Below are 25,502 nucleotides of genomic sequence, written 5' to 3'. Positions count from 1 at the left end.
CTGAACCCAAACAGAAGGCCTATTCAAATGAACGCACTTGCTCAAATCAACCAGTCCACAGCAACTCCTGCTCACCTGAAACTTGTCAGCGAACTACCCGCCATCAGCGTAGTCGGATTGGGCTATGTCGGCGCCGTCTCGGTTGCCTGCCTTTCCAGCCTCGGCCATCGTGTGGTCGGCTGTGACATCGACGCGGTCAAGCGTGCCGCAGTCGGCAGCGGGCAGTCGCCAATTCACGAAGCCGGCCTGTCAGACTTGCTCGGCGAAGGTGTCGAAAACCAGTTGATCAGCACCACTGGTGATCTGAAATCTGCAGTGCTTGATACCGATGTCACATTCGTCTCCGTCGGCACGCCAACCAAGGAAGGCGGCGGTTGCGACTATTCGGCCATTGTCAGTTGTGCACTCGCGATCGGTGAGGCGCTCGCACTCAAGGACGAACACCACATCATCGTCATGCGCTGTTCGATCCCGCCCGGCAGCACTCTCAAGGTGATGGTCCCGGCGATCGAGGCGGCATCGGGCAAGAAGATGGGACGGGATTTCGGCGTCTGCTTCAATCCGGAGTTCCTGCGCGAAGGTACGGCGATCGAAGATTTCCGTTCACCGCCGAAAACCGTCATTGGCGCCAGCGATGACTACACCGCGCGGGTGGTGGCCAAGATTTACGGGCCGGTGGATGAAAAGCCACTGCTGACAGCGATCGAAGCCGCTGAAATGGTCAAGTATGCAGACAATGTCTGGCATGCAACCAAGGTGTGTTTTGCCAACGAGATTGGCCGCATCTGCAAGCCACTCGACATCGACAGTCACGACGTGATGGATATCTTTGTCCAGGACCAGAAACTCAACCTGTCGCCCTATTACCTCAAGCCCGGCTTTGCCTATGGCGGTTCATGCCTGCCCAAGGAAGTGCGTGCCGTTGCCCATCTGGCAGGTGAACTCGATGTGGATGTTCCGCTGATCGACAGCCTTGCGAAATCCAACGAGACCCAGATTGCAGAAGCCATCGAAATGGTCCGCGCCAGCGGCGCCAGGCGGGTCGGTTTTCTTGGACTGGCGTTCAAGCGCGGCACCGACGACTTGCGCGAAAGTCCGATACTGGAAGTTCTCAGCCAGCTGCTTGAAGACGGCTACGATATCTGCGCGCACGATGAAGCGATCACGGCTGAAACCCGGATTGCAGATCAGTTCACCTACGTGGCCAGCGTCTGTCCGCACCTCAAGCCCACGGTCGACGCACTGCCGGGGATGTTGAGCGCCGACGTGGAGGACGTAATTGAAAACTCCGACGTGGTGGTGGTGACGCATGCCTCACAGCACTACCGCGAACTGCTTAGAGACGGCTCAGGCGATGTCAAAGTCGTCGATCTTGTGCGGCTCTTCAAGAACCTGCCGGAGCAGCCTGGTTATCAGGGCATCGGCTGGTAAATCCCCCCAAATTCCAAGAAGGAACTAAACCATGAGTGTAGATACGCAATGGAATATCTCGCCTGTCCTTGGGACAGGCGACAATGACGGTCTCCGAGGCACCGGTCGGTCAGAAGTGCTGGCCGGCTATGGTGGAGACGACCGGATTGAAGCACTGAGCGGCGACGACGAAGTCTTCGGCGGCAGCGGCAACGACCTGATCTATGGTCAGGGCGGCGATGATGTCATCTATGGCAACGGCAAACCTGCCTATATCGACATGTCTCAGCTGGTCATCCAGCAGGCTACAGAAGCCAAGGTGACATTTGTTGATGAAGGCGCAGGTTACCGGAACGCCCTTGGCGTTTACGAGATCGCGGCGGACGGCAGTATCGGCAATGTGCAAATCCTGTTTCCGAACGCATCCAAGGTCGGCAGCGGCGGTGATCTCGTGCCGAACCAGTCACAGACGACATTTGATGTTGCCGACGGTACTCAACTCGGATTCTTCGTGGTTTCCAACGGCTACAACAAGGGCACGCTCAATCGCGACGCGTTGTCTGCCGAGACCGGGCGCTTCGAGTTCCGCACACAGGACGGTCAGCCAGGGTCGGTAAATGACCAGGCGGTCGAGCTGTGGTGGGTCGGAGACACCCCGGGTGAGGAAGTCCACATCAGAAGCCAGTTCGGTTACAGTGTGTTTCATTCAACCGCATCGGCCGAGGACGGGTTTGCACCCAACCCCGACGACTACTCCCACGTGGTTTCGCGCGCCAGCACGGTCACCGGTGAACTGCTGATCGGCTTTGAAGACATCTATGGCGGTGGCGACAATGATTATGACGACACCATCATCCGGGTCGAGATCGGCCAGCAGAACACTGTCGCTCTGCTTCCGGCCAGCACCGGTACCGGCAACCTGCCGGATGATGATGTGCTTTATGGCGGCGATGGCGATGATGAGATTTACGGCGTCAGCGGCGATGACATCATCCAGGGCGGTTACGGCAACGACAAGCTGTCGGGCAATTCCGGTGACGACAACGTTTCCGGTAACGACGGCAATGATGAAATCTCCGGCAATTCCGGCAATGACATCGCCTCCGGCGGTGCCGGCGACGATACCATTTCCGGCGGGTCGGGAGACGACCGGTTGAACGGTGATGGTGGTGCAGACATCATCTCTGGCGGTTCCGGCGCAGACATTGTGACCGGCGGCTCGGGCAATGACGATCTGTCGGGCAATTCCGGCGATGATGTCATTTCCGGCGGCAGCGGTGATGACACACTGTCGGGCAACAGCGGTAACGACCGTCTCAATGGCGATTCGGGGTCCGATACACTGAACGGTCATTCCGGCGACGACACGCTTGACGGCGGCAGTGGTCAGGACCGTGTCGTCGGCGGCTCCGGCAACGATGTGGTCAATGGCGGTGAGCACAACGACCGTGTCTATGGTGGTTCTGGCGACGATGAGGTCTATGGCGGGCTCGGCAATGACTACCTGTCAGCCGGGTCGGGCAACGACATCGTGTCCGGCGGGTCCGGCAATGACCGCATGTTCGGCGGCCTGGGAGCAGACAGCTTCATCTGGGCCAGCGACGATATCCTCAATGAACAGGGTGTAAGCTCGTTCGACAGGATTGCGGATTTTTCCGATCAGGACGTGCTGGATTTCAGCATGTTGGCACTGGACACCACGATGAACCTGGATCAGCTCGTGTCGTTTTCCGAAACCGACCGCGGCACATCCGTGTCGGTCAATCTCAGTGGACAGGACGGAGACTTCACCGACGTGGTGCTGCTGCAGGACGTGTTCGGCGTCAGTGCCCAGGCTTACCTGGAGTCCGACACCTTGTTCATCTGACGACAAATGTGGACGGAGACATGGTGCTCCGTCCACACGCAGGCCTGAATACAAAAGGACGCTGAAGCGACACCGCTTCAACGTCCTTTGCTTGTCTGGTGGAGCCAGGCGGAATCGAACCGCCGACCTCTACAATGCCATTGTAGCGCTCTCCCAACTGAGCTATGACCCCGAAATCTCTTTCACATTTCACCGGCCCTGGCCGGAAAAACTACCGTTCAGCTTGGGGGCTGGCGGCGATGTCTGCGTGATACCCGCAACTGGCAGATAATGTCAATCTGCCAATGCAGTGGTTTTGTCAGCCCTCGTCGCCACCCGGCTTCGGTCCGCCGCCGATCAGGTCTTCGACACCGGTGCCGGATTCGTCTTCCTCGTCGTCCAGGAACACATCGGAATCATCGCTTTCGTCGTCATCGTCGGTATCACCGAGGTCGACGTCCTTGATGGCTGCTGCCTCATCATCTTCAGCATCATCACTGTCGTCGTCTTCAAGGTCTTCCAGGCTCACCACGGCCGGATTTTCCTCCAGCTCGCCTTCATCCTTCTTGACTTCTTCCTCTTCAGGCTTCTCGGCCGGTTTGGCGCGTGTCGGCAGGTCCGCCTTAGACGGCAGCAATTGTTCCGCCACGAATGCCTGGTCGCATTTCGGACAGGTGATGGGATCCTTGTTCAGATCATAAAAGCGGGCTGCACAGCTTGGGCATGTGCGTTTGGTTCCAAGTTCGTCGCTGACCACGGTTACAACGTCCTTATCTTTGCAATTGGATTTCAATAATGAAGAATGGTGGCGCATCCCATGCCACGGGCACGCGCGCGTGTCAAAAGCCAATTTACCCGGTTGTGATGATGGCATGTCGCGGCAGGGTATGATAATGCCGCCATACACATCGCAAACAAGGCAGTCAGTGCCTGTCAATTCCTAAGGTCAAATCCAGTTGAGTTCTGAAACGCCGCATCCGCTTCGCTCCGCAAATTCGCCCCGGCTGAAGGGCCGGGTCAAGGTGCCGGGCGACAAGTCAATCTCTCATCGCGCCTTGATGTTTGGTGCCATGGCGCTTGGTGAAACGGTCATCACCGGCCTTCTGGAAGGCGAGGACGTCATCAACACCGCAAAAGCCATGGCGGCGCTTGGCGTCAGGCTTGAACGCTGGAACGATGATGCAAGCTGGCATGTCAACGGCGTCGGCCTTGGTGGATTTCAACCGCCGGCGCAAACCATCGATTTTGGCAATTCCGGCACCGGGGCGCGGCTTGCCATGGGCTTGCTGGCAACCAGTCCCTTGTCGGCGCGCATGTCGGGTGATGCGTCCCTGCGCTCGCGTCCGATGGGCCGCATCGTGACGCCGCTTGAGGGCTTTGGCACCCGGTTCGATACATCAGACGGCGGCCGCATGCCGCTGACCCTGCACGGGGCGCAGCATCCCGTGCCCATTGAATACCGCTTGCCGGTGGCCTCCGCCCAGGTCAAGTCGGCGGTCCTGCTGGCAGGTTTGAATGCACCCGGCGCGACCACCGTGATCGAGCCGGAACCGACCCGGGACCATACCGAACGCATGCTGCAGGGCTTTGGTGCTGATATTGATATCGGTCAGGCTGATGATGGCGCTCGTACCATTACCGTCACCGGGCATACGGAACTGCAGGCCCAGGTGGTCGAGGTGCCCGGCGATCCGTCATCCGCCGCCTTCGCACTTGTGGCGGCAATCATCAGCGATGACAGTGAAGTCACCGTGGAAAACATGCTGCTGAACGAAACCCGCACCGGCCTGATCGTCACGTTGGAGGAAATGGGGGGTGACATAACCGTCGCCAACGAAAGAGTGTCGGGTGGCGAACCGGTGGCGGATGTGACTGCGCGTTCCAGCGGGCTTTCCGGCATTGTGGTCCCGGCGGCCCGCGCCCCATCGATGATCGATGAATACCCGGTATTGGCAGTCGCAGCCGCGTTTGCCGACGGCACGACAAGACTGCAGGGCCTGCACGAGTTGCGGGTCAAGGAAAGCGACCGGCTGGCGGCTGTTGCGGCTGGTTTGAAAGCCAATGGTGTGGCTCATGACACCGGCGACGACTGGCTTGAGGTCACCGGCGGCAGGGTCGCGGGTGGCGGCACCGTCATTACCCACCTTGACCATCGCATTGCAATGGCGTTTCTGGTGATGGGGCTGGCGTCCGATGAGCCGGTTACAGTTGATGATGGAAATGTCATGGCCACAAGTTTTCCCGGCTTCAGGGAATTTATGGAAGGTCTCGGTGCGCGTTTCGAGGACGCGGGCTGATGAGCGCCCGTCCGCACCTGGTTATTGCCGTTGACGGCCCGGCGGCATCGGGCAAGGGCACACTGGCCCGCCGGCTGGCAGCCTATTACGGACTATCCTATCTGGATACCGGATCATTGTACCGGGCAACCGGGTTGGCTGTCGAAGCTGCCGGTGCCAGGCCGGACGACCAGCCGGCGGCGCTGAATGCGGCGCAAACGCTTGATCCGTCCTTCTATTCAGAAGACCAGCTGCGCTCGCCCGGTGCCGGTGAGGCAGCGTCGCAGGTTGCCGCCATTCCGGCGGTGCGCTCGGCATTGCTGGAGTTTCAGCGCAACTTTGCGGCGACGCCGCCGGGTGCCGTGCTGGACGGGCGTGATATCGGCACGGTTGTGTGTCCTGATGCCGATGCCAAGCTGTTTGTTACCGCGCAACCCGAGACCCGTGCCCAGCGCCGTCATCTCGAACATGCGGGCCGTGGCGACGAGCTCAGCTATGAAAATGTGCTGGCCGATATCCGCCGTCGCGACGAGCGCGACAGTGGCCGCGCCGTCGCGCCCCTGAAGCCGGCTGAAGACGCCATCTTGCTCGATACGACAGAATTGGGTATAGAAGCCGCGTTCCAGGCCGCTTTGGACCTCGTCGAAAGCGTTTTGAATGAGCGGGGGCAATCTGCTTGAAGGCGGATCGCCCCTAAATTTGTTCCTGGATGCCGATCAAAATCATCTGCTCTCGCCACCTTCTGGAACAGGCGATGGTGGTGCTCGGCATTCAACATGAGCAAGAACCAGTGTTTGGTGCCCGTGCTGCCCAACCCATATCCGACCATTACCGGCCGGATAATCAGCGCAAATCGGGACGTCCTGCGGTTATTTCCGTGGGCCAGGCATATTTATTGATTGAAAGAAGGCTTTATTGATGGCTGAAACCAGCTCTCTTAACCCCACCCGCGATGATTTCGCGGCTATGCTCGATGCGAGCTTCAACGAAGAAACCAATGCAGAAGGCACCGTTGTCAAAGGCAAGATCATCGCCATTGAAAACGACCTGGCCATTATCGACGTCGGTCTGAAGACCGAGGGTCGTGTACCGCTGCGCGAGTTCCGCACACCCGGACAGGATCAGGACCTGACGGTCGGCGATGAAGTTGAAGTGTTCCTCGACCGGATTGAAAACGCCATGGGCGAAGCCGTGCTGTCACGCGACAAGGCACGGCGCGAAGAAGCCTGGGTGCGTCTGGAAAAATCATTCGAAGACAATGAGCGCGTTGACGGCGTTATCTTCGGACGCGTCAAAGGCGGCTTTACAGTGGACCTTGGCGGAGCCGTGGCCTTCCTGCCCGGATCCCAGGTCGACATTCGCCCGGTTCGCGACGTGACCCCGCTGATGAACATGACCCAGCCCTTCCAGGTGCTGAAAATGGACAAGCGCCGTGGCAACATCGTTGTGTCGCGCCGCGCCATCATGGAAGAAACCCGCGCCGAACAGCGCTCCGAGCTGGTTCAGAACCTTGCCGAAGGCCAGCAGGTCGAAGGCGTGGTCAAGAACATCACCGACTACGGTGCGTTCGTTGACCTCGGCGGCATTGACGGTCTCCTGCACGTCACCGACATTTCCTGGAAGCGCGTCAACCATCCGACCGATGTTCTCGCCGTTGGCCAGACCGTCAAGGTGCAGATCGTCAAGATCAACCCTGAAACCCAGCGCATCAGCCTCGGCATGAAGCAGCTTGAAAGCGATCCATGGGAAGGCGTCGAAGCCAAGTATCCGGTCGGCATGCGCGTCAAGGGCCGTGTCACCAACATCACCGATTACGGTGCATTCGTTGAACTGGAAGAAGGCATTGAAGGTCTTGTCCACGTTTCCGAAATGAGCTGGACCAAGAAGAACGTGCATCCTGGCAAGATCGTTTCCACATCGGAAGAAATCGAAGTGGAAGTGCTCGAAGTCGATCCGGCAAAGCGCCGTGTCTCGCTCGGCCTGAAGCAGACCACCGACAATCCGTGGGCATCGTTTGCAGAACGCTATCCGCAGAACACCCACGTTGAAGGTGAGATCAAGAACATCACCGAGTTCGGCCTGTTCATTGGCCTTGAAGGCGATGTCGACGGCATGGTTCACCTGTCCGACCTGGACTGGAACCGGTCCGGTGAAGAAGCCATCCAGGACTACACCAAGGGCGACATGGTCAAGGCCATCGTGCTTGACGTGGACCAGGAAAAGGAGCGCATCTCGCTGGGCATCAAGCAGCTTGGCGGCGATCCGATGGAAGGTGCTGCCTCCGGTGGCATGCGCAAGGGTGCGACCGTGACCTGCGAAATCACCGAAGTGCAGGAAAACGGCATCGAGGTGAAGATCGCAGAAACCGACATGACTGCGTTCATCCGCCGCTCTGACCTGGCTCGTGACCGCTCGGAACAGCGTCCTGAGCGCTTTGCCGTCGGTGAGAAGGTCGATGCCCGCATCACCCAGTTCGACAAGGCGGCCCGCAAGGTCGGTCTGTCGATCAAGGCTCTGGAAATCGCAGAAGAAAAGGCTGCCGTCGAACAGTACGGGTCTTCGGACTCCGGCGCGTCGCTCGGCGACATTCTGGGTGCGGCTTTGAACAAGGCAGGCGCGGACGAAAAGTCGGAAGACTGATGCCCGCGTTTCTGCACCAGTGACACTAACAACCGGTCAGCAGGTATCTGCTGGCCGGTTTTTTTTGTTTTCCGGTCTGCGACGTGCAGGTTGAAGGACGATCTCATGCCGGCCGGTCCTCTTTCTCCAATCTGTGAAGTGCAGATTGAAGGACGATCTCATGCCGGCCGATCCTCTTTCTCCAATCTGTGAAGTGCAGATTGAAGGACGATCTCATGCCGGCCGATCCTCTTTCTCCAATCTGTGAAGTGCAGATTGAAGGACGATCTTGATTTCACTACATTGTTCCTTACAACCAGTCAGCTCCAACCAACCGGAAACCCGCCCCATGTCCCTTGACGTTGATAATCTGATCGTTCGCCGCAAGATGCGCCGCCGTGTTTCGTTCTGGCGCGCCATATGTATTGTGCTGGGTGTCGTCACGCTGGTGGCGCTCGCCTATGGCAGCAACGGGTCGGGCTTCAGCCTGGGCAAACGTTCAGACCATGTCGCGCGCATCCGGGTCGAAGGCGTGATCACCGGTGATACAAAGACACTCGACATGTTGCGCGACATCGAGAAAGCCAAGCAGGTCAAGGCGCTGCTGGTTCACATTGACAGCCCCGGAGGCACGACAGCCGGTTCTGAAGCCATCTACGAGCGCCTGCGCATCATTGCCAAGGACCGGCCGGTCGTGGCGGTGATGAACACGGTTGCCGCGTCTGGCGGATACATTACGGCGATCGCAGCCGATCATATCGTGGCACGTGGCAATTCCATCACCGGGTCTGTCGGCGTGATCTTTCAATGGGCGCAGGTGGAGAAGCTGATGAACAGTATCGGTATCGCCATGCAGAACCGCAAGTCAGGTGCGCTGAAGGCGGAACCGAACATGTTCTCCGATCCCACGGCTGAAACGCTTGCTGTCACTGATGCAATGATCCGTGACAGCTTCGTGTGGTTCACCGATCTGGTGAAAGAACGCCGCAAACTGTCTGGGCCGCAGATGACGCTGATTTCTGATGGCCGAGTGTTTACCGGGCGCCAGGCGCTGACAGCCAAACTCGTAGACAAGCTTGGCGGCGAGGACGAAGCAATTGAATGGTTGTCAGCCGAGCACAAGATTTCCAAGGACATGAAAGTCATCGACTGGGAGCCGGCACCGGCAACCGGAGCCGGAAGTCTGGGCCTGTTTGGACTGCGCAAGGTCGCCAGCTGGCTCGGGTTTTCCGCGGCGGTCGATGCTCTTGAGGCCCGCACGGTAAAGCTTGACGGGCTGTTGGTGCTTTGGCACCCTAATTTGCGATAATTGCTGGTTTGAGGCGCGATGTTGTGCCAAAAACAATCACACAGTTAGTTTTAACCCTGAGGGGGTAAATTTGCCATGATCAAGTCCGAGCTTATTCAGGAGATAGCAATACGCCATCCGCACCTGTTTCATCGCGACGTTGAGCGTATCGTGAATACGGTTTTTGATGAAATCACCGGAGCCATGGCGGAGGAAAATCGGGTTGAGTTGCGTGGCTTCGGCGCGTTCTCGGTGAAACAGCGTGATGCCCGTCAGGGCCGTAATCCGCGTACCGGTGAACCGGTCAAGGTGGAAGCCAAGCGCGTCCCGTTCTTCAAGACCGGCAAGGAGTTGCGTGAGCGCCTTAATGGCGGCAAGGACGTTTAACAGACCAAGACGGCTCGTCACATGCGAACGAGCCGGGTGTACAGCACTCTGGAACAGGCACAATTGTCGTGACGGCAAAACGCATAATTTCATGGATCATTGGCGCGCCGGTGGCAGTTCTGCTGGTCAGTTTCGCCGTTGCCAACCGCCACTGGACCGATGTCTCGTTTGACCCGATCAACAAGGCAGACCCCTGGTTGGTAATTTCGATGCCCACCTACCTGTTGCTGTTTGCCGGCATGTTTATCGGCATGATTGTTGGCGGCGTTGTGGTATGGCTGCGGCAGGGAAAGTGGCGCAAGGCGGCGCGGTTGGCCCAGACCGCCAAACCGGACGTTCCCACCGAACGTAAACCCAGTGACGCAACAGGACTTGTGCCGGTTGTGAACCAAAAAAGCCAGGCATGACGAACCCATCCGTGGTGTCAGGCTGAAATCCAAGAGTTGTCATGTTCCAGAATCCTATCTGTGTTGCGCTAGACACGCCCGACCCTTCGCAGGCTGCTGCGATGGCCGGAAAGTTGAAGAACCATGTCGGCATGGCAAAGGTCGGCATGGAGCTGTTCTATCGCGCGGGCCGGGTTGGCTATGAAAAGCTTGCTGCGCAGGGTGTGCCGTTGTTCCTGGACCTGAAATTGCACGACATACCCAATACGGTGGCGCAAGGATTGACCTCTTTGATGTCGCTGGCCCCGGCACCGGCGATAGTAAACGTCCACGCATCGGGCGGCCCGGCCATGCTTGAGGCTGCCGCGAAAGCAGTCGACGGCAAAGCCAGGCTGATCGGTGTGACCATACTGACCAGCCTGTCCGATGCAGACATTCACGCGGCAGGTTTTGATCCCGCGTCAGATACGGCGCAAACCGTTGTAAAGCTAGCTCGGTTGTCGAAACAGTCCGGCCTGGACGGCGTTGTGTGCTCGCCGCACGACATCGCGGCCATCAAGGCGGCCTGTGGTGCTGAATTCATGACAGTTGTACCCGGTGTGCGCCCGGCAGGAGCGGAGGTGCAGGATCAGAAACGCATAGCCACACCGCGCGCAGCCCGCGCCGACGGGGCCGATATCCTGGTCATCGGCCGTCCGATTACCCAGGCCGGGGATCCGGCTGCTGCCGCTGCAGCTATTGCAGCCAGCCTGGAAGGATGAGCCGGTGAGCAAGACAAAAATCAAGATCTGCGGCCTATCGGACCCGGCCCACGTGCGCGCTGCAGTTGAGGCAGGTACAGATTACGTGGGTTTTATGTTTTATGGTCCCAGTCCGCGGAACGTTTCAACCCAGGTGGCGCAGGGTCTTGCTACCCTGGCGCGCGGTCGGTCAAAAATCGTGGCAGTGGTCGTTGATGCTGAAGATGCGCTGATTGACCGGATCAACGCCGAGGTGAAGCCCGATTTCTTTCAGGTGCACGGCTCGGAGACGGTTGACCGCATTGCTGAGATACACGCCCGTACAGGCGTTCCCGTAATCAAGGTCATCAAGGTTGCGGATGCCGCGGATATCGAGGCAGCGAGCACATATGAAGAGGTTGCCGCGATGGTGCTGTTCGACGCCAAGGCGCCGGAGACGCTGGCCAATGCATTGCCCGGCGGCAACGGCATCTTGTTCGACTGGGACCTGCTGCCGCAAGGCGGTCTGCGCGAGGGTTTCATGCTGTCGGGCGGGCTTGAAGCAGACAATGTCGGCGAGGCCATCCGCGTTACCGGCGCGCCGGCTGTTGATGTCTCGTCCGGCGTGGAGACCTCGCCCGGCGTCAAGGATGCCGCAGCCATCGTGAAATTCATTGAGGCCGTGCGCCAGCACGGGTAGAACATCAGATCGGGCTGTCTGGAAGTTTGAGCAGCACGTGTCTTTATCCGGCACTGCCGTGTTGTAAATGAGAGTTGAACAAATGAGTACGTCTGCACCCAATTCATATCGCACCGGCCCGGATGAAACCGGCTTGTTCGGCATTTACGGCGGCCGCTTTGTCGCCGAAACACTGATGCCGAACATTCTTGAACTGGAAGCAGCCTATGCTGCAGCACAGAAGGATCCAGCCTATCAGGAGGAACTGGATGACTTTCTGGAACATTATGTCGGCCGGCCATCGCCATTGTACTTTGCCGAGCGCCTGACCGAACATCTTGGCGGTGCGAAAATCTACTTCAAGCGTGATGAGCTGAACCATACCGGCGCCCACAAGATCAACAATGTCATGGGCCAGATCCTGCTGGCCAGGCGCATGGGCAAGAGCCGCATCATTGCCGAAACCGGCGCCGGGCAGCATGGTGTGGCCACGGCCACCGCCTGTGCCCGCTTTGGACTTGAGTGCATTGTCTATATGGGCGCGACGGACGTTGAGCGGCAGGCGCCGAACGTGTTCCGCATGAAACTCCTGGGTGCCGAAGTTGTGCCGGTCACATCCGGGCGCTCGACCCTGAAGGACGCCATGAACGAGGCACTGCGGGACTGGGTGTCAAATGTGGACGACACCTTCTACTGCATCGGCACGGTCGCCGGCCCGCATCCGTATCCGGCCATGGTGCGCGATTTCCAGGCCGTCATCGGCCGTGAAACCAAGGATCAGATGCACAGGCGCGAAGGCCGCCTGCCGGACTCGCTGATTGCGGCCATTGGCGGCGGTTCAAATGCCATGGGCCTGTTCCACCCGTTCCTCGATGATGGGTCCGTTGAAATCATCGGAGTGGAAGCCGCCGGCCGCGGTGTCGACACCGACGAGCACGCAGCCTCGATCACCGGTGGCCGGCCTGGCGTCCTGCACGGCAACCGCACCTATCTGCTGATGGACGACGATGGCCAGATCAACGAGGCGCACTCGATTTCCGCCGGGCTGGATTATCCCGGCATCGGGCCGGAGCATTCCTGGCTCAATGACACCGGTCGCGTTACCTACATTTCCGCTACCGATGAGGAAGCCCTTGAGGCATTCAAGCTGTGCTGCAAGCTGGAGGGAATTATTCCCGCACTCGAACCATGTCATGCCCTTGCCAAGGTGATGCAGATAGCGCCGGAAAAACCCGCCGACCATCTGATGGTCATGAACATGTGCGGACGCGGTGACAAGGACATATTTACCGTTGCCGAACATCTGGGGGTGAAGCTGTGAGTGCCGGAACCCGTATTGAAGCCCGTTTTGCCGACTTGAAGGCGCAAGGCCGGGCAGCATTGGTCACCTTCGTCACCGCCGGTGACCCGGGCTATGACACCTCGCTGGAGCTGCTGCGTGCATTGCCGGGCGCCGGTGCCGACATTATCGAGCTCGGCATGCCGTTTACCGATCCGATGGCGGATGGCCCGGCCATCCAGGCTTCATCCCTGCGCGCCCTGGGGGCTGGTCAGAACATGATCAAGACCCTGGAGCTGGTCAGTGAATTCCGCAAAGGTGACAACGACACGCCGATCGTGCTGATGGGGTATTACAATCCGATCTACATCTATGGAGTGGACAAGTTCATTGCGGACGCCAAGGCTGCCGGTGTCGACGGTCTCATCGTCGTTGATCTGCCGCCGGAAGAAGACCATGAACTGTGCATCCCGGCGCTGAACGAGGGTTTGAACTTCATCCGGCTGGCGACACCGACAACCGACGACAAGCGTCTGCCGAAGGTGCTCACCAATACCTCCGGCTTTGTCTATTATGTGTCGGTAACCGGTATCACCGGCTCCAAGGCACCGGACATTTCACGGGTCAATGAAGCGGTTTCCCGCATCAAGCGTCATACGGATTTGCCGGTTGCGGTCGGTTTCGGCGTGCGTTCGGCTGAACAGGCGGCCGGCATTGCGTCCGGTGCGGACGGGGTGGTGGTAGGATCGGCCCTGGTCAACACCATCAAGGAAAGCCTTGACGCCGAGGGAGCTGCAACGGACACAACCGTATCCAATGTGCTAAAACTGGTCAGCGAACTGGCACAAGGTGTGCGTCAGGGACGGAACGGATAGGCGCTTATGAACTGGATCAAGAACTTCGTCAGGCCAAAGATCAGCGGCATTCTCGGCACCAAACGGGATGTGCCGGAGAACATGTGGGTGAAATGCCCGGAAACCGGCGAGATGGTGTTCTATCGTGATCTGGAGGCCAACCAGTTCGTAATTCCGCGCTCCGGTTACCACATGCGCATGGCGCCGGAAGCCCGGCTCAAGCATACATTCGACGATGAGAAGTGGACGGACATTGCTCTGCCGGATGTGGTTGTTGATCCGCTGAAATTCCGTGATGAGCGCAAATATGCCGACCGGCTGAAGGAAGCCCGCGCCAAGGCCGACCGCAAGGACGCCATTGTTGCCGGCCGCGGCCATATTGACGGGCTTGAGGCCGTGGCTGTCGTGCAGGATTTCGCCTTCATGGGCGGGTCGCTGGGCATGGCCGCAGGCGAGGGCATCGTGACCGCCATGTTCGAGGCGGCAGACAACAAGCTGCCATTGATCCTGTATGCGGCATCCGGTGGCGCGCGCATGCAGGAGGGTATCCTGTCACTGATGCAGCTTCCACGTACAACCGTCGGCGTGCAGCGTTTGCGCGAGGCTGGTGTGCCGTACATCGTGGTGCTGACACACCCGACCACCGGCGGCGTTACTGCCTCCTACGCCATGCTGGGTGACATTCACATCGCAGAACCGGGTGCACTGATCGGTTTTGCCGGTCCGCGCGTCATCGAGCAGACCATCCGCGAAAAACTCCCCGACGGATTCCAGCGCTCCGAGTATCTGCGCGAGCACGGCATGGTGGACATGGTTGTGCACCGGCATGAATTGCGCGCCACGCTGTCGAACGTACTGCACATGCTGATGCGGCAGCCGACGCCTGCACAAGCTGTGCAGTTGCCGGCGCCAGATGAGGCATCACAGCCTGAAGCGGTACCAGCCGACACCGAGGCCTGATCCGACATGGCCGTCAGCGATGCCATCCTGATGCGGCTGCTTGAGCTGCATCCCAAGATAATCGACCTGTCGCTGGACCGGATGTGGCGTATTCTCGACGCGTTGGGAAACCCGCATCTGTCGCTGCCGCCGGTAGTGCACATAGCCGGCACCAACGGCAAGGGGTCCACGCTGGCCAGCATGCGCGCCATGATCGAGGCTGCGGGCTTGAGTGCTCATGCCTATACCTCGCCCCATCTCGTCAGGTTTCACGAGCGCATCTCGCTGGGCGCCCCCGGTGGCGGCGACCTGATTGCGGAACCGGCGCTGGTTGACCTGCTGGAGGAATGCGAACAGGCCAATGCGGGTGAGCCAATCACTTTCTTCGAGATAACAACAGCTGCCGCCATGCTGGCTTTCGCTCGCACGCCGGCAGATTACGTGCTGCTGGAAGTGGGGCTTGGTGGCAGGCTGGATGCTACGAATATCGTCGCGGAACCGGCGGTCAGCGTCATCACGCCGGTCGACATGGACCACGAACAGTATCTCGGTGATACGCTGGCGAAAATCGCGATGGAAAAGGCCGGGATACTGAAGCAGGGGCGACCCGCCTGTGTCGGTATCCAGCACGATGAAGCACGTGCGGCAATCGAGACGGTTGCGGCAAAGGTCGGCGCACCCCTGAAAATCGCCAGTCAGGATTTCCAGTGCTTCGAACAGTACGGGCGCATGGTGTTTCAGGACGAAAACGGCCTGCTTGACCTTGACCTGCCGTCTTTGTCGGGCCGGTTCCAGATCGACAATGCGGGTCTGGCAATCGCGGCAATAAGGACGCTGCGGGATGGGCGTATTAGCGCTGACCATGTTGCCACGGGTCTGGCACGCGTGAAGTGGTCTGCCCGCATGGAGCGGCTTGAACCGGGTTACCTGCACACGCTGGTGCCCGCAGGTACGGAAATATGGCTCGATGGCGGGCATAACCCGTCAGCGGGACGCGCAGTGGCGGATACGCTGGCAGACCTGGATGAGCGGTCACCGCGCCCGCTCGTGCTGGTAACGGGCATGCTCAATACAAAACGCGCCGATGGCTATCTCGGTCCGTTCGCCGGGCTGGTGCAGAAGGTCATGGCCATCGCGATCCCGGGTGAAGAAAATACCATCCCGGCTGTCGGGCTGGCCCGTGATGCGATCGCGACCGGGCTCGATGCGAGGCCCTATGACAGCCTGGAACATGCCCTGCGGGCTGCAGGCGAGATCACAGGAGCCGACACACCTGCCAGAATAGTCATTGGCGGGTCATTGTACCTTGCCGGCAATGTGCTGGCGCTGCATCGCAACGAAACACCGAGCCAGGTATCCGGTACGGCACGCAGATAGGGCGCGGTTTCGGGTTCAACGAAATCGCGCCCTGCCGGACTCATCCAGAATTCAAATAATCAGTCGACGCTCAGATGGACGACTTGATCCATTCGGCAATCTTGCCTTTGGGATTGGCGCCGACCTGTGTCGATGCCACTTCGCCGCCCTTGAACACCATCAGTGTCGGGATGCCGCGCACGCCGAACTTCGAGGGTACGGACGGATTTTCGTCGATGTTGATCTTGACGATTTTGACGTCAGACCCGAGTTCATCCGACAGTTCTTCCAAAGACGGGCCGATCATCTTGCAGGGACCGCACCATTCCGCCCAGAAATCCACCACGACCGGGGTATCGGACTTGATCACATCGTCTTCAAATGAGGCGTCCGTGACAGCATTCGTTGCCATGTTGCAAAACCTTTCTAAAAGAGGATTGCCCTGAACTCGAGGGAATCGGCGTCAGTGCAAGAGTTGTACGTGTTGAACAAGTAGGTATTGACCCGACGCGGGTCAAGTCTCATGAGGCATTGTTTACGCCGTTGTGATCGCGGATCCTTGCCAGGCTTCATCCAGCATGGCGGCCGGCACGGGCATCAGCGCGGGTGCATCGGTCCACAACAGGGCGCATTCAATGATCCTGCCCGGGTAAACCCGCTGCAGCGCCTTTGAATATGCCGCGAGCTGGCGCAGGTAAAGGTCAGGTACGTCATTTACGCTGTCCGGCGGCGGACGATTGGTTTTGAAATCCACCACCAGCACCCGGTCAGGTTCAACCAGCAGCCGGTCGATCTGGCCTGTCAGGCCGAACCTCTCCTGGTCCGGCAGGTCAATCATGGCAGCAATCGATACTTCAGGCCGCGCGGCGGCGGAAAACACCGCGGCAAACCGCGCATCTGCAAACAGCATCATGATTTCAGACACGGTTGTATCTAGTTCAGGCTCGGTAACGCCGTTGGCCGCCAGGAATCTGTGGGCGGAGGCTTCGCGCTGCTCTTCCGGCAGTTCCGGCAGGGATTGCAGCAGCCGGTGCACCAACTGGCCCCTGCGGAACCGTATGTCGGTGCGCGGCGCCAGTGGCGACAATGCCGTTTCGCCACTCCATCCCTCGTCGGTTTCACCAGCGGCATCCATGCGTGACGGGGCCAGCCAGCGACTGGGCGCAGCAACGCTGCGTGCCGGGGCATGTGCCCATTCAGGCGGCACGCTGGCCTCAGCCGCACTGTCGGCTGAGCTTTCCTTGTCGTCGCTGACCTGCGGTTGGCCGGCCCGCCAGGTGCGGACATCGTTGCTATCGACGTGCTGCTGCAACAGGGGAGTTTCACTGCCGGTAAGTGCTGCGTGCATCATGGCATACCAGCTGGCGTCCGGCGCATCAGCCGGTGCAGTCTTGCTCCTTGGCTTGACGAAGCCGCACACATAAAGCCGGTAGCGGGCCCTGGTCATCGCAACATAGAGCAATCGGTTGTACTCTTCCATCAGACCCGCAAAGGCCTTGTCCCTGAGCGCGTCCGTTACACCGGTCGCGTAGTCCGATTTCAGCCGCCACACCGGAATGTGGGTTTCGGTGAACAGGACACTGTCGATTTTTCTGGCCTCCGGGGCCGAACAGGTATCCGGCAGGAACACGATGGGCGCTTCCAGACCCTTCGCTCCGTGAACCGTCATGACCCGCACTTCGCCGCCGGCCTGGTCCATGTCGCGTCGGATGTCGGCCTGGGTCGCTTCAAGCCAGGCCAGGAAACCGGCCAGTGACGGCGCGTGTTGCTGTTCATATTCCAGAGCGAGTTGCAGAAAGGCATCTACCGGGTCGGCGGCTTCCGGCCCGAGTCCGCCAAGCAGGGCCCGCCTGCCGCCGTCGCGGGACAAAACCGCTGAATAGAAGTTGAACACACCGGATCGTGCAGCCTGTTTCCGCCAGCGGGTCAATTGCTCAAAAGCGCCGCTGTACGGCTTGCCCGCCCGGGCGGCTTTTTCCAGCCTGTTCCATATGCTGCCTGGTTCGCGCTGGTGGGCCAGTGCGAAAAGGTCGCTGTCGTCGTCAAATCGCGTGACACCGTCATCATGGGTAAACAACGGGCTTTTCAACACGCCGGCAAGGTTGAGATCGTCTTGCGGCAGAATACAGGCCTGGGCCAGCGCCATCAGATCCTGGATCGCGATGTGATCGAGCAGCTTCAGTCTGTCGGCACCGGCAACCGGCACACCGGCCTCCTTCAGGGCCCGCACGATTGCCGCCATCAGGTATGACCGCTGGCGCACCAGTATCAGAATGTCGGACGGCCGGACCGGGCGGTTTTCCTTCAACATTTCAGGCGGCTGGTTTTGCGTCCAGGCCGCAATTGTTGCCGCGATGCGGCGTGCCATCACCAGATGCGGCGGATCGACGATCTCACCTGATTTTGGTGCCCAGTGCTGAACGTCGTCATCCGACTGGCCACGCTCAAGATCCCAGATCTCGACCAGCCCCCGTTCACCTTTGCGGATTGGCAGGTGCCGCACCTCCGGCTGGATTTCCGACGTTACGCCCTTGCTGGCATCATCGCGCCTGAAAACCAGGTCCACGGCATGCAGCACCAGTTCGCTGGAGCGGAAGGAGTGTTCGAGCGGTACTTCGCGATAGGTTTCTCCGGCATTGCTGATCAGCGTTTCGTAAAGCCCCGCCTGCTTGTCGAACTCCCGTGGATCGGCACCCTGGAACGAATAGATCGACTGCTTGCGGTCGCCGACGGCAAACATGGTCCTTGCCAGCCCGCCGCGCGCGCCTTCACCGGCAAAAAACTCTTCCGTCAGCGCGTTGATGATCTGCCACTGATCGGGGCTGGTATCTTGGGCCTCGTCTATCAGAATGTGATCCAGTCCACCGTCGAGCTTGTACAGTACCCAGGCGGCGTCGGCATTATGGTGCAGCAGGTCAACCGTCTGGTGGATCAGGTCCTCAAAATCGTAAGCCGCAAGGTTCTGCTTCAGCTTGTTGAATGTGGCGATGATTTCCAGCCCGAGATAGACCAGTGCGCTGGTGGAACGTACGATCAACAGCGCGTTGACGCTTTCCAGCGCCGCCAGCAACAGCTCTCGCAGCTTCAGCAACGCCTCGCGGCATTCCGGATGGCGTTCGTCCAGTTTCCTGGTCACCAGGGCTGTATCACCTTTCGGTTTACCCTTGCCGGTCAGCGCAATCTGCCTGGCAATCGACAGGACATCCTGGGGGCTCTGAGCTTCCAGCAACCGGGTGATCAGCGCCGCCTGATTGGTATTGGTCACCGCGGCGTCGCTTGCCATCAGCGTGGCTGCATGGAGCAGGGAGGACTTGTCGAGCTGCGCTGCAAATTCCTGCGCAATGTCCTGTGACGTTTCTTCTCCGGTCAGGCCGAACAGAAGGTTGAGCTGGGCCGTCAGCTGCGGAAACGTCTCCCGGGTGCCGAAGGCAGCCAGCAGCTTGCTGGCGTGCTTTTGCAGTTCGTGAAGCAGGCCGGAAAATGCCTGTTCATTGGCGAACGGTGTGATCGTCGATACAGCATCCCGAACCCTGTCGTCATCGCGGGTCAGGACCTGTGCGCGCGCCAATGCCATCAGGTCGCGGCTGTCGGTGGTGCTCAACACGTGAAAACCGGGTACCACGCCTGCTTCGATCGGAAACCGCTGCAGCAGGCGCTCGCAGAAGGCATGGATTGTCTGGACCTTCAGGCCGCCGGGCGTCTCGAGGGCGCGGGTAAACAGCCTGCGCGCCTCGTCGAGGTTGCGTACCTCCATATCGGATTGCGCAATATCCTTGCGGATCAATGCGCTCAGCTCACGATCATCCCTTGCAATCCAGCCTGACAGTTTTTCAAACAGGCGTTCAGACATTTCAGCGGCCGCCGCCCGGGTATAGGTGAGGCACAGAATGCGTTCCGGCTGCACTCCGTTGAGCAGCAGTCTGATGACACGTCCGACCAGCACGTGGGTCTTGCCGGCACCGGCATTTGCCGGCACGAACGCCGAAACCTCAGGTCCTGATGCAAGGTCCTGCTGCCGTCTGGCAGTTTCGAATTCAGCGGTTGCGCTCATTCGCCGTCTCCGGCTTCCGAGCCGTGGTCGCTGCCCTGGCCCCATTCGCGCCACCGCGACAGGTGGTCATAGTCACCCTTTCGGTTCCAGGCTTCCTCGCCGGCCCGGGCCGGATAGGCCTGCGTGGCGTTCAGATAGCTGGCAATAAGCGAACGAACGCCGTCGGCAGCTTTTTCAATCTCGTCTGCAATGTCCACATTGCCTGACGGTCCGATCAGCGCACCGGGCGGATCTCCTCCTGACAGGCGAATATACAGAAGCTCTTCAACCTGCGTGGCCGGCAATTTCGCAAACCCGCCCTGCCGCGCAATCCAGCCTTCCAGGTAGAGTTGTGGCTTGTAGCTCTTGCGTTGCTTGCCGTTTCTGTCATGGAGCGCCATCAGGCTGGCGCCTCCGGTCTTGTAGTCGACGATGCGAAGCGAGCCTGATTGCAGCCGGTCGATGCGGTCAGCACGGGCTGTCAGATTAACATCTTCGCCATCGACCTGAAACGCGTGGCTTCCATCCAGTTCGGTGAGCTGCGAGGTGACGCCCACGCGCAAGCTTGCTTCCTGGTCGCAGAACCAGTCGGTCATCCGCCACACCTGCGGCAGCCACAGTGCCCGCAGGGCGGGATCCGGTGCAAAGCCACCAATCAGTTTCACCGCGATATCACGCATGATTGCTTGTGCATTGTCAGGCAGTTCAGCTGGATACTGGTCGGTGAATCTCTCCACCACCGCATGGACAAGCTGGCCGCGTTCGGCCGCACCCGGTTCGCTATCTAGTGGCGGCAGCGGTTTCAGCTTCAGTATGGCATTTGCATAAAGCCAGTAGGGATCCTGCATCAGTCGTTCGACCCTGGAAACCGAGTATCGGCGCGGACGGGCTGCAACCGGTGGCACCGGCTTCGGCGGCAGTGCGGCGGCAGGTTTTTCGCCGGTTGCCATCTTTGCATGCCAATCCAGGCCCAGCGCCCAACCGGCCCAGTCAGTTGCCGGATCAGGCTGCAACGCGTCCTTGAGACCCGCCGCTGCCAGTACAGCCTTCAACCTCAACAGCCAGCGTGACGCCACCGCGGGGGTTCCGTTGACCTTGCGAGCCCAGGTCAGCACCACGGTTTCGGCGCCAAGGCCCTGCACGAAGTCATGTGCCGCCAGGCCCAGCCGGCGTTCGGGCAGTTGCAGGCCGACAGCCACATGTTGCGGGCGCGACAGCCACGGGCCCGGATCAACGTTTCCCGGCCAGGTGCCCTCGTTCAGTCCGCCGAGAATAACCAGTTCCGTCTGTACCAGACGAGCCTCCAGCAGGCCCAGTATCTGCAGCTTCGGATGCAGCGGATAACGCCGGCGCACCGGTACGGTGCGCAAGGTATCGGTAATGAAACTGCAATAGTCGGCATGGGGCATGGCCGGTGCCGACGCTGCATGATCCAGCAGTTCGCGCAATGTCTCTGAAAGCGCGTTACCTGCCTCACCCGCCCACAACCTGTCAGGTACACCGGTGGCCCCGGCGCTGAGAGCCTCGGCAACTGAAACATGCGCGTGCAGCATGCCGGCCAGCGGACCGCCGTCGCTGGTGGCCGACAGATCCAGCAAAGGCGTCATGACCTGTTCAAGCCGCGCCGCCAGTGCCGTCAGCATATCCCATTGTTCTGATGGGGTATTCTTCGCCAGCGGATGAGCAAAGGGGTCTTGCGCCAGTGATTTTGCCTGTGAAATGCGCCCTGCCAGGCCGCGCAGATGATGACCGCCCGGGAGCTGCCGGAACAGCACAATTTCCAGTATTTTCGCCAGTGAGCGCATGTCGGTTCCGGCAACCAGCTCATCTGCCATCAACCTGTGGCCGAGCAGGGCAACCACGTCGTGCGCCCGCGCAGCAGGTGCACATACATCAGCCACCAGCCGGAAAAATATCCCCTGCTCGGTCCCGGCAAGTGGTTCACCGGCGCTGTCGTCGACATGAATGTCCCAGCGCGTCAGCTCGGATGTGACCCGGCGTGCCAGTTGCCGGTCCGGGGTTATCAGAGAACACGGGCGGTGTTCATCGTGCGCCTTGCGCATCAGCATCGCGATCATCAAGGCCTGTTCGCGCATTTCAGGGCATACCAGTTCGGTGATGCCCTGGCAGGCAAGCCTGAACTTGTCGCTGCAGCTTGCGAGGTTCTTCCACAGGTGGGTCGCTTCGCTGGGCCGCATCGTCTCTGATGCAAGCACGGCGCGCGCCCGGCCGGCCTCGGTCACCTGCAAGCCCGGCAAGTAGGTCACTTCGCTGCGCTCAACGCCGAACTTTTCAAGCAGTTCCCGCATGCCGTACTGCGGGTGTTGCGGCGAAATTTCGATGCCGGCCCAGCTTTCGGCATCCAGTCTGCGGTCAAGACCAGGCAATATGACCGCGCCGCGCGGCAGATTGGCAACTGTCACCAGCAACTCAGCGGTTGCAGGTACCGATCCGGTAGAACCTGCAGCAATCACCGGTCCCGCAGGCGGGCGCCGCCGCAATCTCTGCGCTTCTGCCTGCAACAGGGCGGAGCGGCGCGCCTGTGGACCCGTAAGGCCCGCTTCGGCCATCGCGGCGGGGTAGGTTTGAGAAATGATTTCCAGGAAATCGGCAGCCTCGTTGCGATGCAGCGGCATCTCGTGATCACCGGCAAGCAGCCTGGGTAAATCCGCCAGCGTAATGTCGCCTGTCTCAAGGCTGTCTATCAGATGCACCAGCGACCCGGCCATCTGCAGGGCGTGCGAAATGCTGTCATTGACGGCACGTGCCGCCGGACTGACGGGGTTGGATCGCGCCCAGTCGCGCACAATGCGTGTCAGCAGGAACTGCCGCTGAACCTGTGTGGCGGCGGGCGGCAGGTCCAGATCACCTGCTGCACCTGGCCCATAGGCGCCGGTTATATGGATTTCATCCTCGTCCACGTCCCCCAGTGCGCGAATGACCGGCAAAAGGCGTGCTGTGCCGGGGTCAATCTCGATGAAGGCCTGGCGGCAGGCCCGCACGGCGCGCCGTGTCGGCAACAGAATTGTCCAGGTGCTCAACTCAAGCGGGTCGGGAGCGCCGGCGGGGCCCGGCAGCAGGTGCCCTGCAAGGATGGATGCAACAAGGCTTGGCAGGAAACCGCACGACGGTGGGATGGTGAACACAGACGCTGTGGCGGGCTGCGTCATGCTGCGCCCAGCGCGGCCAGCCTGTCTTCTGCTTCGTCGATGGCTGCCGGCGTGCCGACATGCAGCCACCAGTCATCGTGCTCCATGCCGTAAAGGCGCTGATTGGCAATTGCCCGGTTCCACAGCTGGTTCATGGAAAAGGCGCCGTCCGGCGCGTCGGCGAACAATCGCGGATGCACCATATAGGCACCGGCATAGACCAGTGATGCGGTGGCGTCGCTGCGGCGCGACAGTTGTCCGCTTGTGTTCATTTCAAAATCACCGGGCCCGTCAAAACCGATCGAACGGGCTTTGCCGGACAATAATAGCAGACAGTCCATCGCACCGTCATCCCACAGTGCCGCCAGGCGTTGCAGTGCCGGCGTGGGCCCGTCCACCCAGAACGAATCCGAGTTCAGCACGAAAAACGGTTCCTCGCCCAGTTGCGGCAATGCCCGCGCCACACCGCCGCCGGTATCCAGCAGTTCAGCCGTTTCATCCTGCACCGTGATGTCCAGATCGTGTCTGTTGCCTGCCCAGGCCTGTATCTGGTCAGGCAGGTAGTGCTTGTTGACGACCATGTGCGTCACACCTGAACGCTGCAGCACGTCCACGCCGCGATCCAGCAGTGATCTGCCGGCAACCTCGATCAGCGGTTTTGGCCGGTCAAGCGTCAGAGGCCGCATGCGGGTGCCCAGTCCCGCTGCCAGCACCATGGCGCGTGAACCGGTCATGATCCGGCATCCTCACGCAAGGTACGCGGCAGATGTTCGTCAAACCATGCCTTCACCGTGGCAAGGGCGGGATGGCGCAGATTGTGCTCCAGCACATCACTGGCGCGCGGCAAATGCCTGAGATAGGCAGGTTTTCCGTCGCGTGCATTCAGACGGGCGAAAATCCCCAGTATCTTGGTGGCGCGCTGAGCCCCCAGTATGGCATAGGCCGCCGCGAAAGAGCCGGTGTCAAAGCTCTCGTCATCAGCGCCTCGGGCTGCAACGTACATGTCATAATAGTCCCGTTCGACCTGAGCGGGGATCGTCACCCGAACATCCTGCAGCAATGACGCGAGATCATAGGCCGGATGGCCCAGCACGCAGTCCTGCGTGTCGATCAGGCCAATCTTGCGGTCGCCGTCACGCTGCGGCAGCCAGAACAGGTTGTCGACATGAAAATCTCGCAACACCCAGACCGGCTGACTGGTCTGCACCAGTTGCAGAACATCGTGCCATGCGGCCATGAATTCATCGCGCGCCCGGTCATCAACAGGCTTGCTGCTCACGTGCGGCCAGTACCAGTCAAGGCACAATTCCGCCTCGATCAGCAGTGCATCCATATCGTAGTGCGACAGCTGGTAGGCATCGCCCGAAGACAATTCAATCCGCTCGGGCCAGTTGGCCTGGGCCAGATTGGCCAGCATCATCACCGCAGCTGTCAGGCACAGCGGAAACTGCTCGCTGTCGTCGAGCAGCGACCGGAAACTCACCGCCCCGAAATCTTCGATGACCGCGAACCCGTTGCGGGTGTCGATGGCATGGATTTCCGGTGCGGAAAGGCCCTGCGCCAGCAGGCCGCGATTGACCGCTTCAACAGCACGGATGTCCTCCGCCAGATGCGCAATGCGGCTGTAGGGCAGGCCGTTGCGGACGGGGTCGCCGTCGGGACGCGACGGCATGTCCATCAGTAGGCCGCTGGCACCGCCCGGCCCGCCGCTCAGGCGCTCATAGCGCCGCGATGAGGCGTCGGCCGGCATTTTGTGACGGGTTGCAGCCTGCCAGCCGCTTGCTGCCAGCAGGTCGTCAATGTGCTGCAGCTTGCCGAGGCGCGCAGACCAATTCTCATTGCTGCTGGACAACCGGGCGCTGCGCCCACCGTCCTCTTCGCTCAGCTCGATCAGCAATCCGCCGGGCGGCAGCAAATCGGCAGCACGCGATGGCCATTCGACAATCACGGCGCCTGTATCAAGCGCTTCGTCGATACCGAGTTCGTCGATCTCCGCCGGTTCCTCCAGCCGGTAGAAATCCATGTGTGCCACGCTCATCCCGTCCAGTTCGTATGTCTGAACCAGGGTGAAAGTCGGGCTTGGTACCTCCAGTGCCGGGTTATCGGCAAGGGTGCGTACAAAGCTCCTGGCAATTGTGGTTTTGCCGGCTCCAAGGTCGCCTTCAAGCGCAATCAGATCGCCTTTGCCCGCCAGCATGGCAAGTCCGGCCGCAAGGCGTTCGCTGGCTGCCTCGTCCGCTAGTTCTATTCGCAAGCCCGGCTCGCTGACCCTGGTTGATATCATG

The 25,502-nt window shown here is 60.1% G+C and carries 21 protein-coding genes and 1 tRNA gene; 15 read left to right on the top strand and 7 right to left on the bottom strand.

The window, feature by feature from the left end:
- Window positions 1-27: 27 nt before the first annotated feature.
- Together DHN55_RS03155 and DHN55_RS03150 are read left to right on the top strand one after the other, a co-directional pair.
- Window positions 28-1,431 carry a nucleotide sugar dehydrogenase gene (locus tag DHN55_RS03155; RefSeq protein WP_108879927.1) on the top strand — a complete coding sequence of 468 codons (1,404 nt, stop codon included), beginning with the start codon at window positions 28-30 and terminating at the stop codon, window positions 1,429-1,431.
- A 31-nt stretch (window positions 1,432-1,462) separates the two neighbouring features.
- Window positions 1,463-3,277 (top strand): DUF4114 domain-containing protein, encoded by a 1,815-nt coding sequence (locus DHN55_RS03150; protein WP_108879926.1) that lies wholly within the window; start codon window positions 1,463-1,465, stop codon window positions 3,275-3,277.
- A 96-nt stretch (window positions 3,278-3,373) separates the two neighbouring features.
- Here DHN55_RS03150 and DHN55_RS03145 read toward each other — a convergent pair.
- A tRNA-Ala gene (locus DHN55_RS03145) sits at window positions 3,374-3,449 on the bottom strand.
- Between the two features lie 126 nt (window positions 3,450-3,575).
- Window positions 3,576-4,013 carry a TIGR02300 family protein gene (locus tag DHN55_RS03140; RefSeq protein ID WP_108879925.1) on the bottom strand — a complete coding sequence of 146 codons (438 nt, stop codon included), beginning with the start codon at window positions 4,011-4,013 and terminating at the stop codon, window positions 3,576-3,578.
- 199 nt (window positions 4,014-4,212) lie between these two features.
- On the opposite strand from DHN55_RS03140, the gene aroA reads away from it, so the two are divergent.
- The 13 genes from aroA to DHN55_RS03075 all read left to right on the top strand — a co-directional run bounded on the left by aroA (window position 4,213) and on the right by DHN55_RS03075 (window position 16,059).
- Window positions 4,213-5,553: a 3-phosphoshikimate 1-carboxyvinyltransferase gene (gene aroA / locus DHN55_RS03135; protein ID WP_108879924.1), complete on the top strand. Its 1,341-nt coding sequence runs from the start codon at window positions 4,213-4,215 to the stop codon at window positions 5,551-5,553.
- A gap of 17 nt (window positions 5,554-5,570) precedes the next feature.
- The gene (gene cmk / locus DHN55_RS03130; protein ID WP_108881680.1) at window positions 5,571-6,212 is read left to right on the top strand and encodes a (d)CMP kinase; all 642 of its coding nucleotides are present in this window, start codon (window positions 5,571-5,573) and stop codon (window positions 6,210-6,212) included.
- A 29-nt stretch (window positions 6,213-6,241) separates the two neighbouring features.
- Window positions 6,242-6,451: a hypothetical protein gene (locus tag DHN55_RS03125; protein WP_108879923.1), complete on the top strand. Its 210-nt coding sequence runs from the start codon at window positions 6,242-6,244 to the stop codon at window positions 6,449-6,451.
- On the top strand, window positions 6,451-8,172 hold the full coding sequence (gene rpsA, locus DHN55_RS03120) for a 30S ribosomal protein S1 (protein WP_108879922.1): 1,722 nt from the start codon (window positions 6,451-6,453) through the stop codon (window positions 8,170-8,172). The genes DHN55_RS03125 and rpsA overlap by 1 nt, the downstream gene beginning before the upstream one ends.
- A 328-nt stretch (window positions 8,173-8,500) precedes the next feature.
- Complete coding sequence (gene sppA, locus DHN55_RS03115) at window positions 8,501-9,460, top strand: signal peptide peptidase SppA (protein WP_108879921.1); 960 nt, start codon at window positions 8,501-8,503, stop codon at window positions 9,458-9,460.
- Between the two features lie 75 nt (window positions 9,461-9,535).
- Window positions 9,536-9,826 (top strand): integration host factor subunit beta, encoded by a 291-nt coding sequence (locus tag DHN55_RS03110; RefSeq protein WP_108879920.1) that lies wholly within the window; start codon window positions 9,536-9,538, stop codon window positions 9,824-9,826.
- Window positions 9,827-9,894: 68 nt separating this feature from the next.
- The gene (locus DHN55_RS03105) at window positions 9,895-10,233 is read left to right on the top strand and encodes a LapA family protein (RefSeq protein ID WP_108879919.1); all 339 of its coding nucleotides are present in this window, start codon (window positions 9,895-9,897) and stop codon (window positions 10,231-10,233) included.
- Window positions 10,234-10,274: 41 nt separating this feature from the next.
- Window positions 10,275-10,973 (top strand): orotidine-5'-phosphate decarboxylase, encoded by a 699-nt coding sequence (gene pyrF / locus DHN55_RS03100; RefSeq protein WP_108879918.1) that lies wholly within the window; start codon window positions 10,275-10,277, stop codon window positions 10,971-10,973.
- A gap of 4 nt (window positions 10,974-10,977) precedes the next feature.
- Entirely contained in the window at window positions 10,978-11,631 is a 654-nt protein-coding gene (locus DHN55_RS03095; protein WP_108879917.1) for a phosphoribosylanthranilate isomerase, read from the top strand.
- 82 nt (window positions 11,632-11,713) lie between these two features.
- Window positions 11,714-12,931 carry a tryptophan synthase subunit beta gene (gene trpB / locus DHN55_RS03090; protein WP_108879916.1) on the top strand — a complete coding sequence of 406 codons (1,218 nt, stop codon included), beginning with the start codon at window positions 11,714-11,716 and terminating at the stop codon, window positions 12,929-12,931.
- Window positions 12,928-13,764: a tryptophan synthase subunit alpha gene (gene trpA / locus DHN55_RS03085; RefSeq protein ID WP_108879915.1), complete on the top strand. Its 837-nt coding sequence runs from the start codon at window positions 12,928-12,930 to the stop codon at window positions 13,762-13,764. Before trpB ends, trpA begins: the two co-directional genes overlap by 4 nt.
- A gap of 6 nt (window positions 13,765-13,770) precedes the next feature.
- Complete coding sequence (accD, locus tag DHN55_RS03080; RefSeq protein WP_108879914.1) at window positions 13,771-14,703, top strand: acetyl-CoA carboxylase, carboxyltransferase subunit beta; 933 nt, start codon at window positions 13,771-13,773, stop codon at window positions 14,701-14,703.
- 6 nt (window positions 14,704-14,709) lie between these two features.
- A complete protein-coding gene (locus tag DHN55_RS03075; protein ID WP_108879913.1) occupies window positions 14,710-16,059 on the top strand; it encodes a Mur ligase family protein in 1,350 nt (449 codons plus the stop codon).
- A 70-nt stretch (window positions 16,060-16,129) separates the two neighbouring features.
- Here DHN55_RS03075 and trxA read toward each other — a convergent pair whose 3' ends face one another.
- From trxA to tsaE, 5 genes are all read right to left on the bottom strand, one after another.
- Window positions 16,130-16,450 (bottom strand): thioredoxin, encoded by a 321-nt coding sequence (gene trxA / locus DHN55_RS03070; RefSeq protein WP_108879912.1) that lies wholly within the window; start codon window positions 16,448-16,450, stop codon window positions 16,130-16,132.
- A 123-nt stretch (window positions 16,451-16,573) separates the two neighbouring features.
- Entirely contained in the window at window positions 16,574-20,089 is a 3,516-nt protein-coding gene (gene addA, locus DHN55_RS03065) for a double-strand break repair helicase AddA (protein ID WP_337659863.1), read from the bottom strand.
- Window positions 20,086-23,238 carry a double-strand break repair protein AddB gene (addB, locus tag DHN55_RS03060; RefSeq protein WP_108879910.1) on the bottom strand — a complete coding sequence of 1,051 codons (3,153 nt, stop codon included), beginning with the start codon at window positions 23,236-23,238 and terminating at the stop codon, window positions 20,086-20,088. The genes addA and addB overlap by 4 nt, the downstream gene beginning before the upstream one ends.
- Window positions 23,235-23,951 carry a sugar phosphate nucleotidyltransferase gene (locus DHN55_RS03055; RefSeq protein WP_108879909.1) on the bottom strand — a complete coding sequence of 239 codons (717 nt, stop codon included), beginning with the start codon at window positions 23,949-23,951 and terminating at the stop codon, window positions 23,235-23,237. The genes addB and DHN55_RS03055 overlap by 4 nt, the downstream gene beginning before the upstream one ends.
- A complete protein-coding gene (gene tsaE, locus DHN55_RS03050) occupies window positions 23,948-25,501 on the bottom strand; it encodes a tRNA (adenosine(37)-N6)-threonylcarbamoyltransferase complex ATPase subunit type 1 TsaE (RefSeq protein WP_337659862.1) in 1,554 nt (517 codons plus the stop codon). Before tsaE ends, DHN55_RS03055 begins: the two co-directional genes overlap by 4 nt.
- Window position 25,502: the final 1 nt, after the last annotated feature.

This window comes from Anderseniella sp. Alg231-50, from assembly GCF_900149695.1.
In the GTDB taxonomy this organism is placed as follows: domain Bacteria; phylum Pseudomonadota; class Alphaproteobacteria; order Rhizobiales; family Aestuariivirgaceae; genus Anderseniella.
Note: the sequence above shows the minus strand (reverse complement) of the source record. Positions and strands in the feature narration are given on the sequence as shown.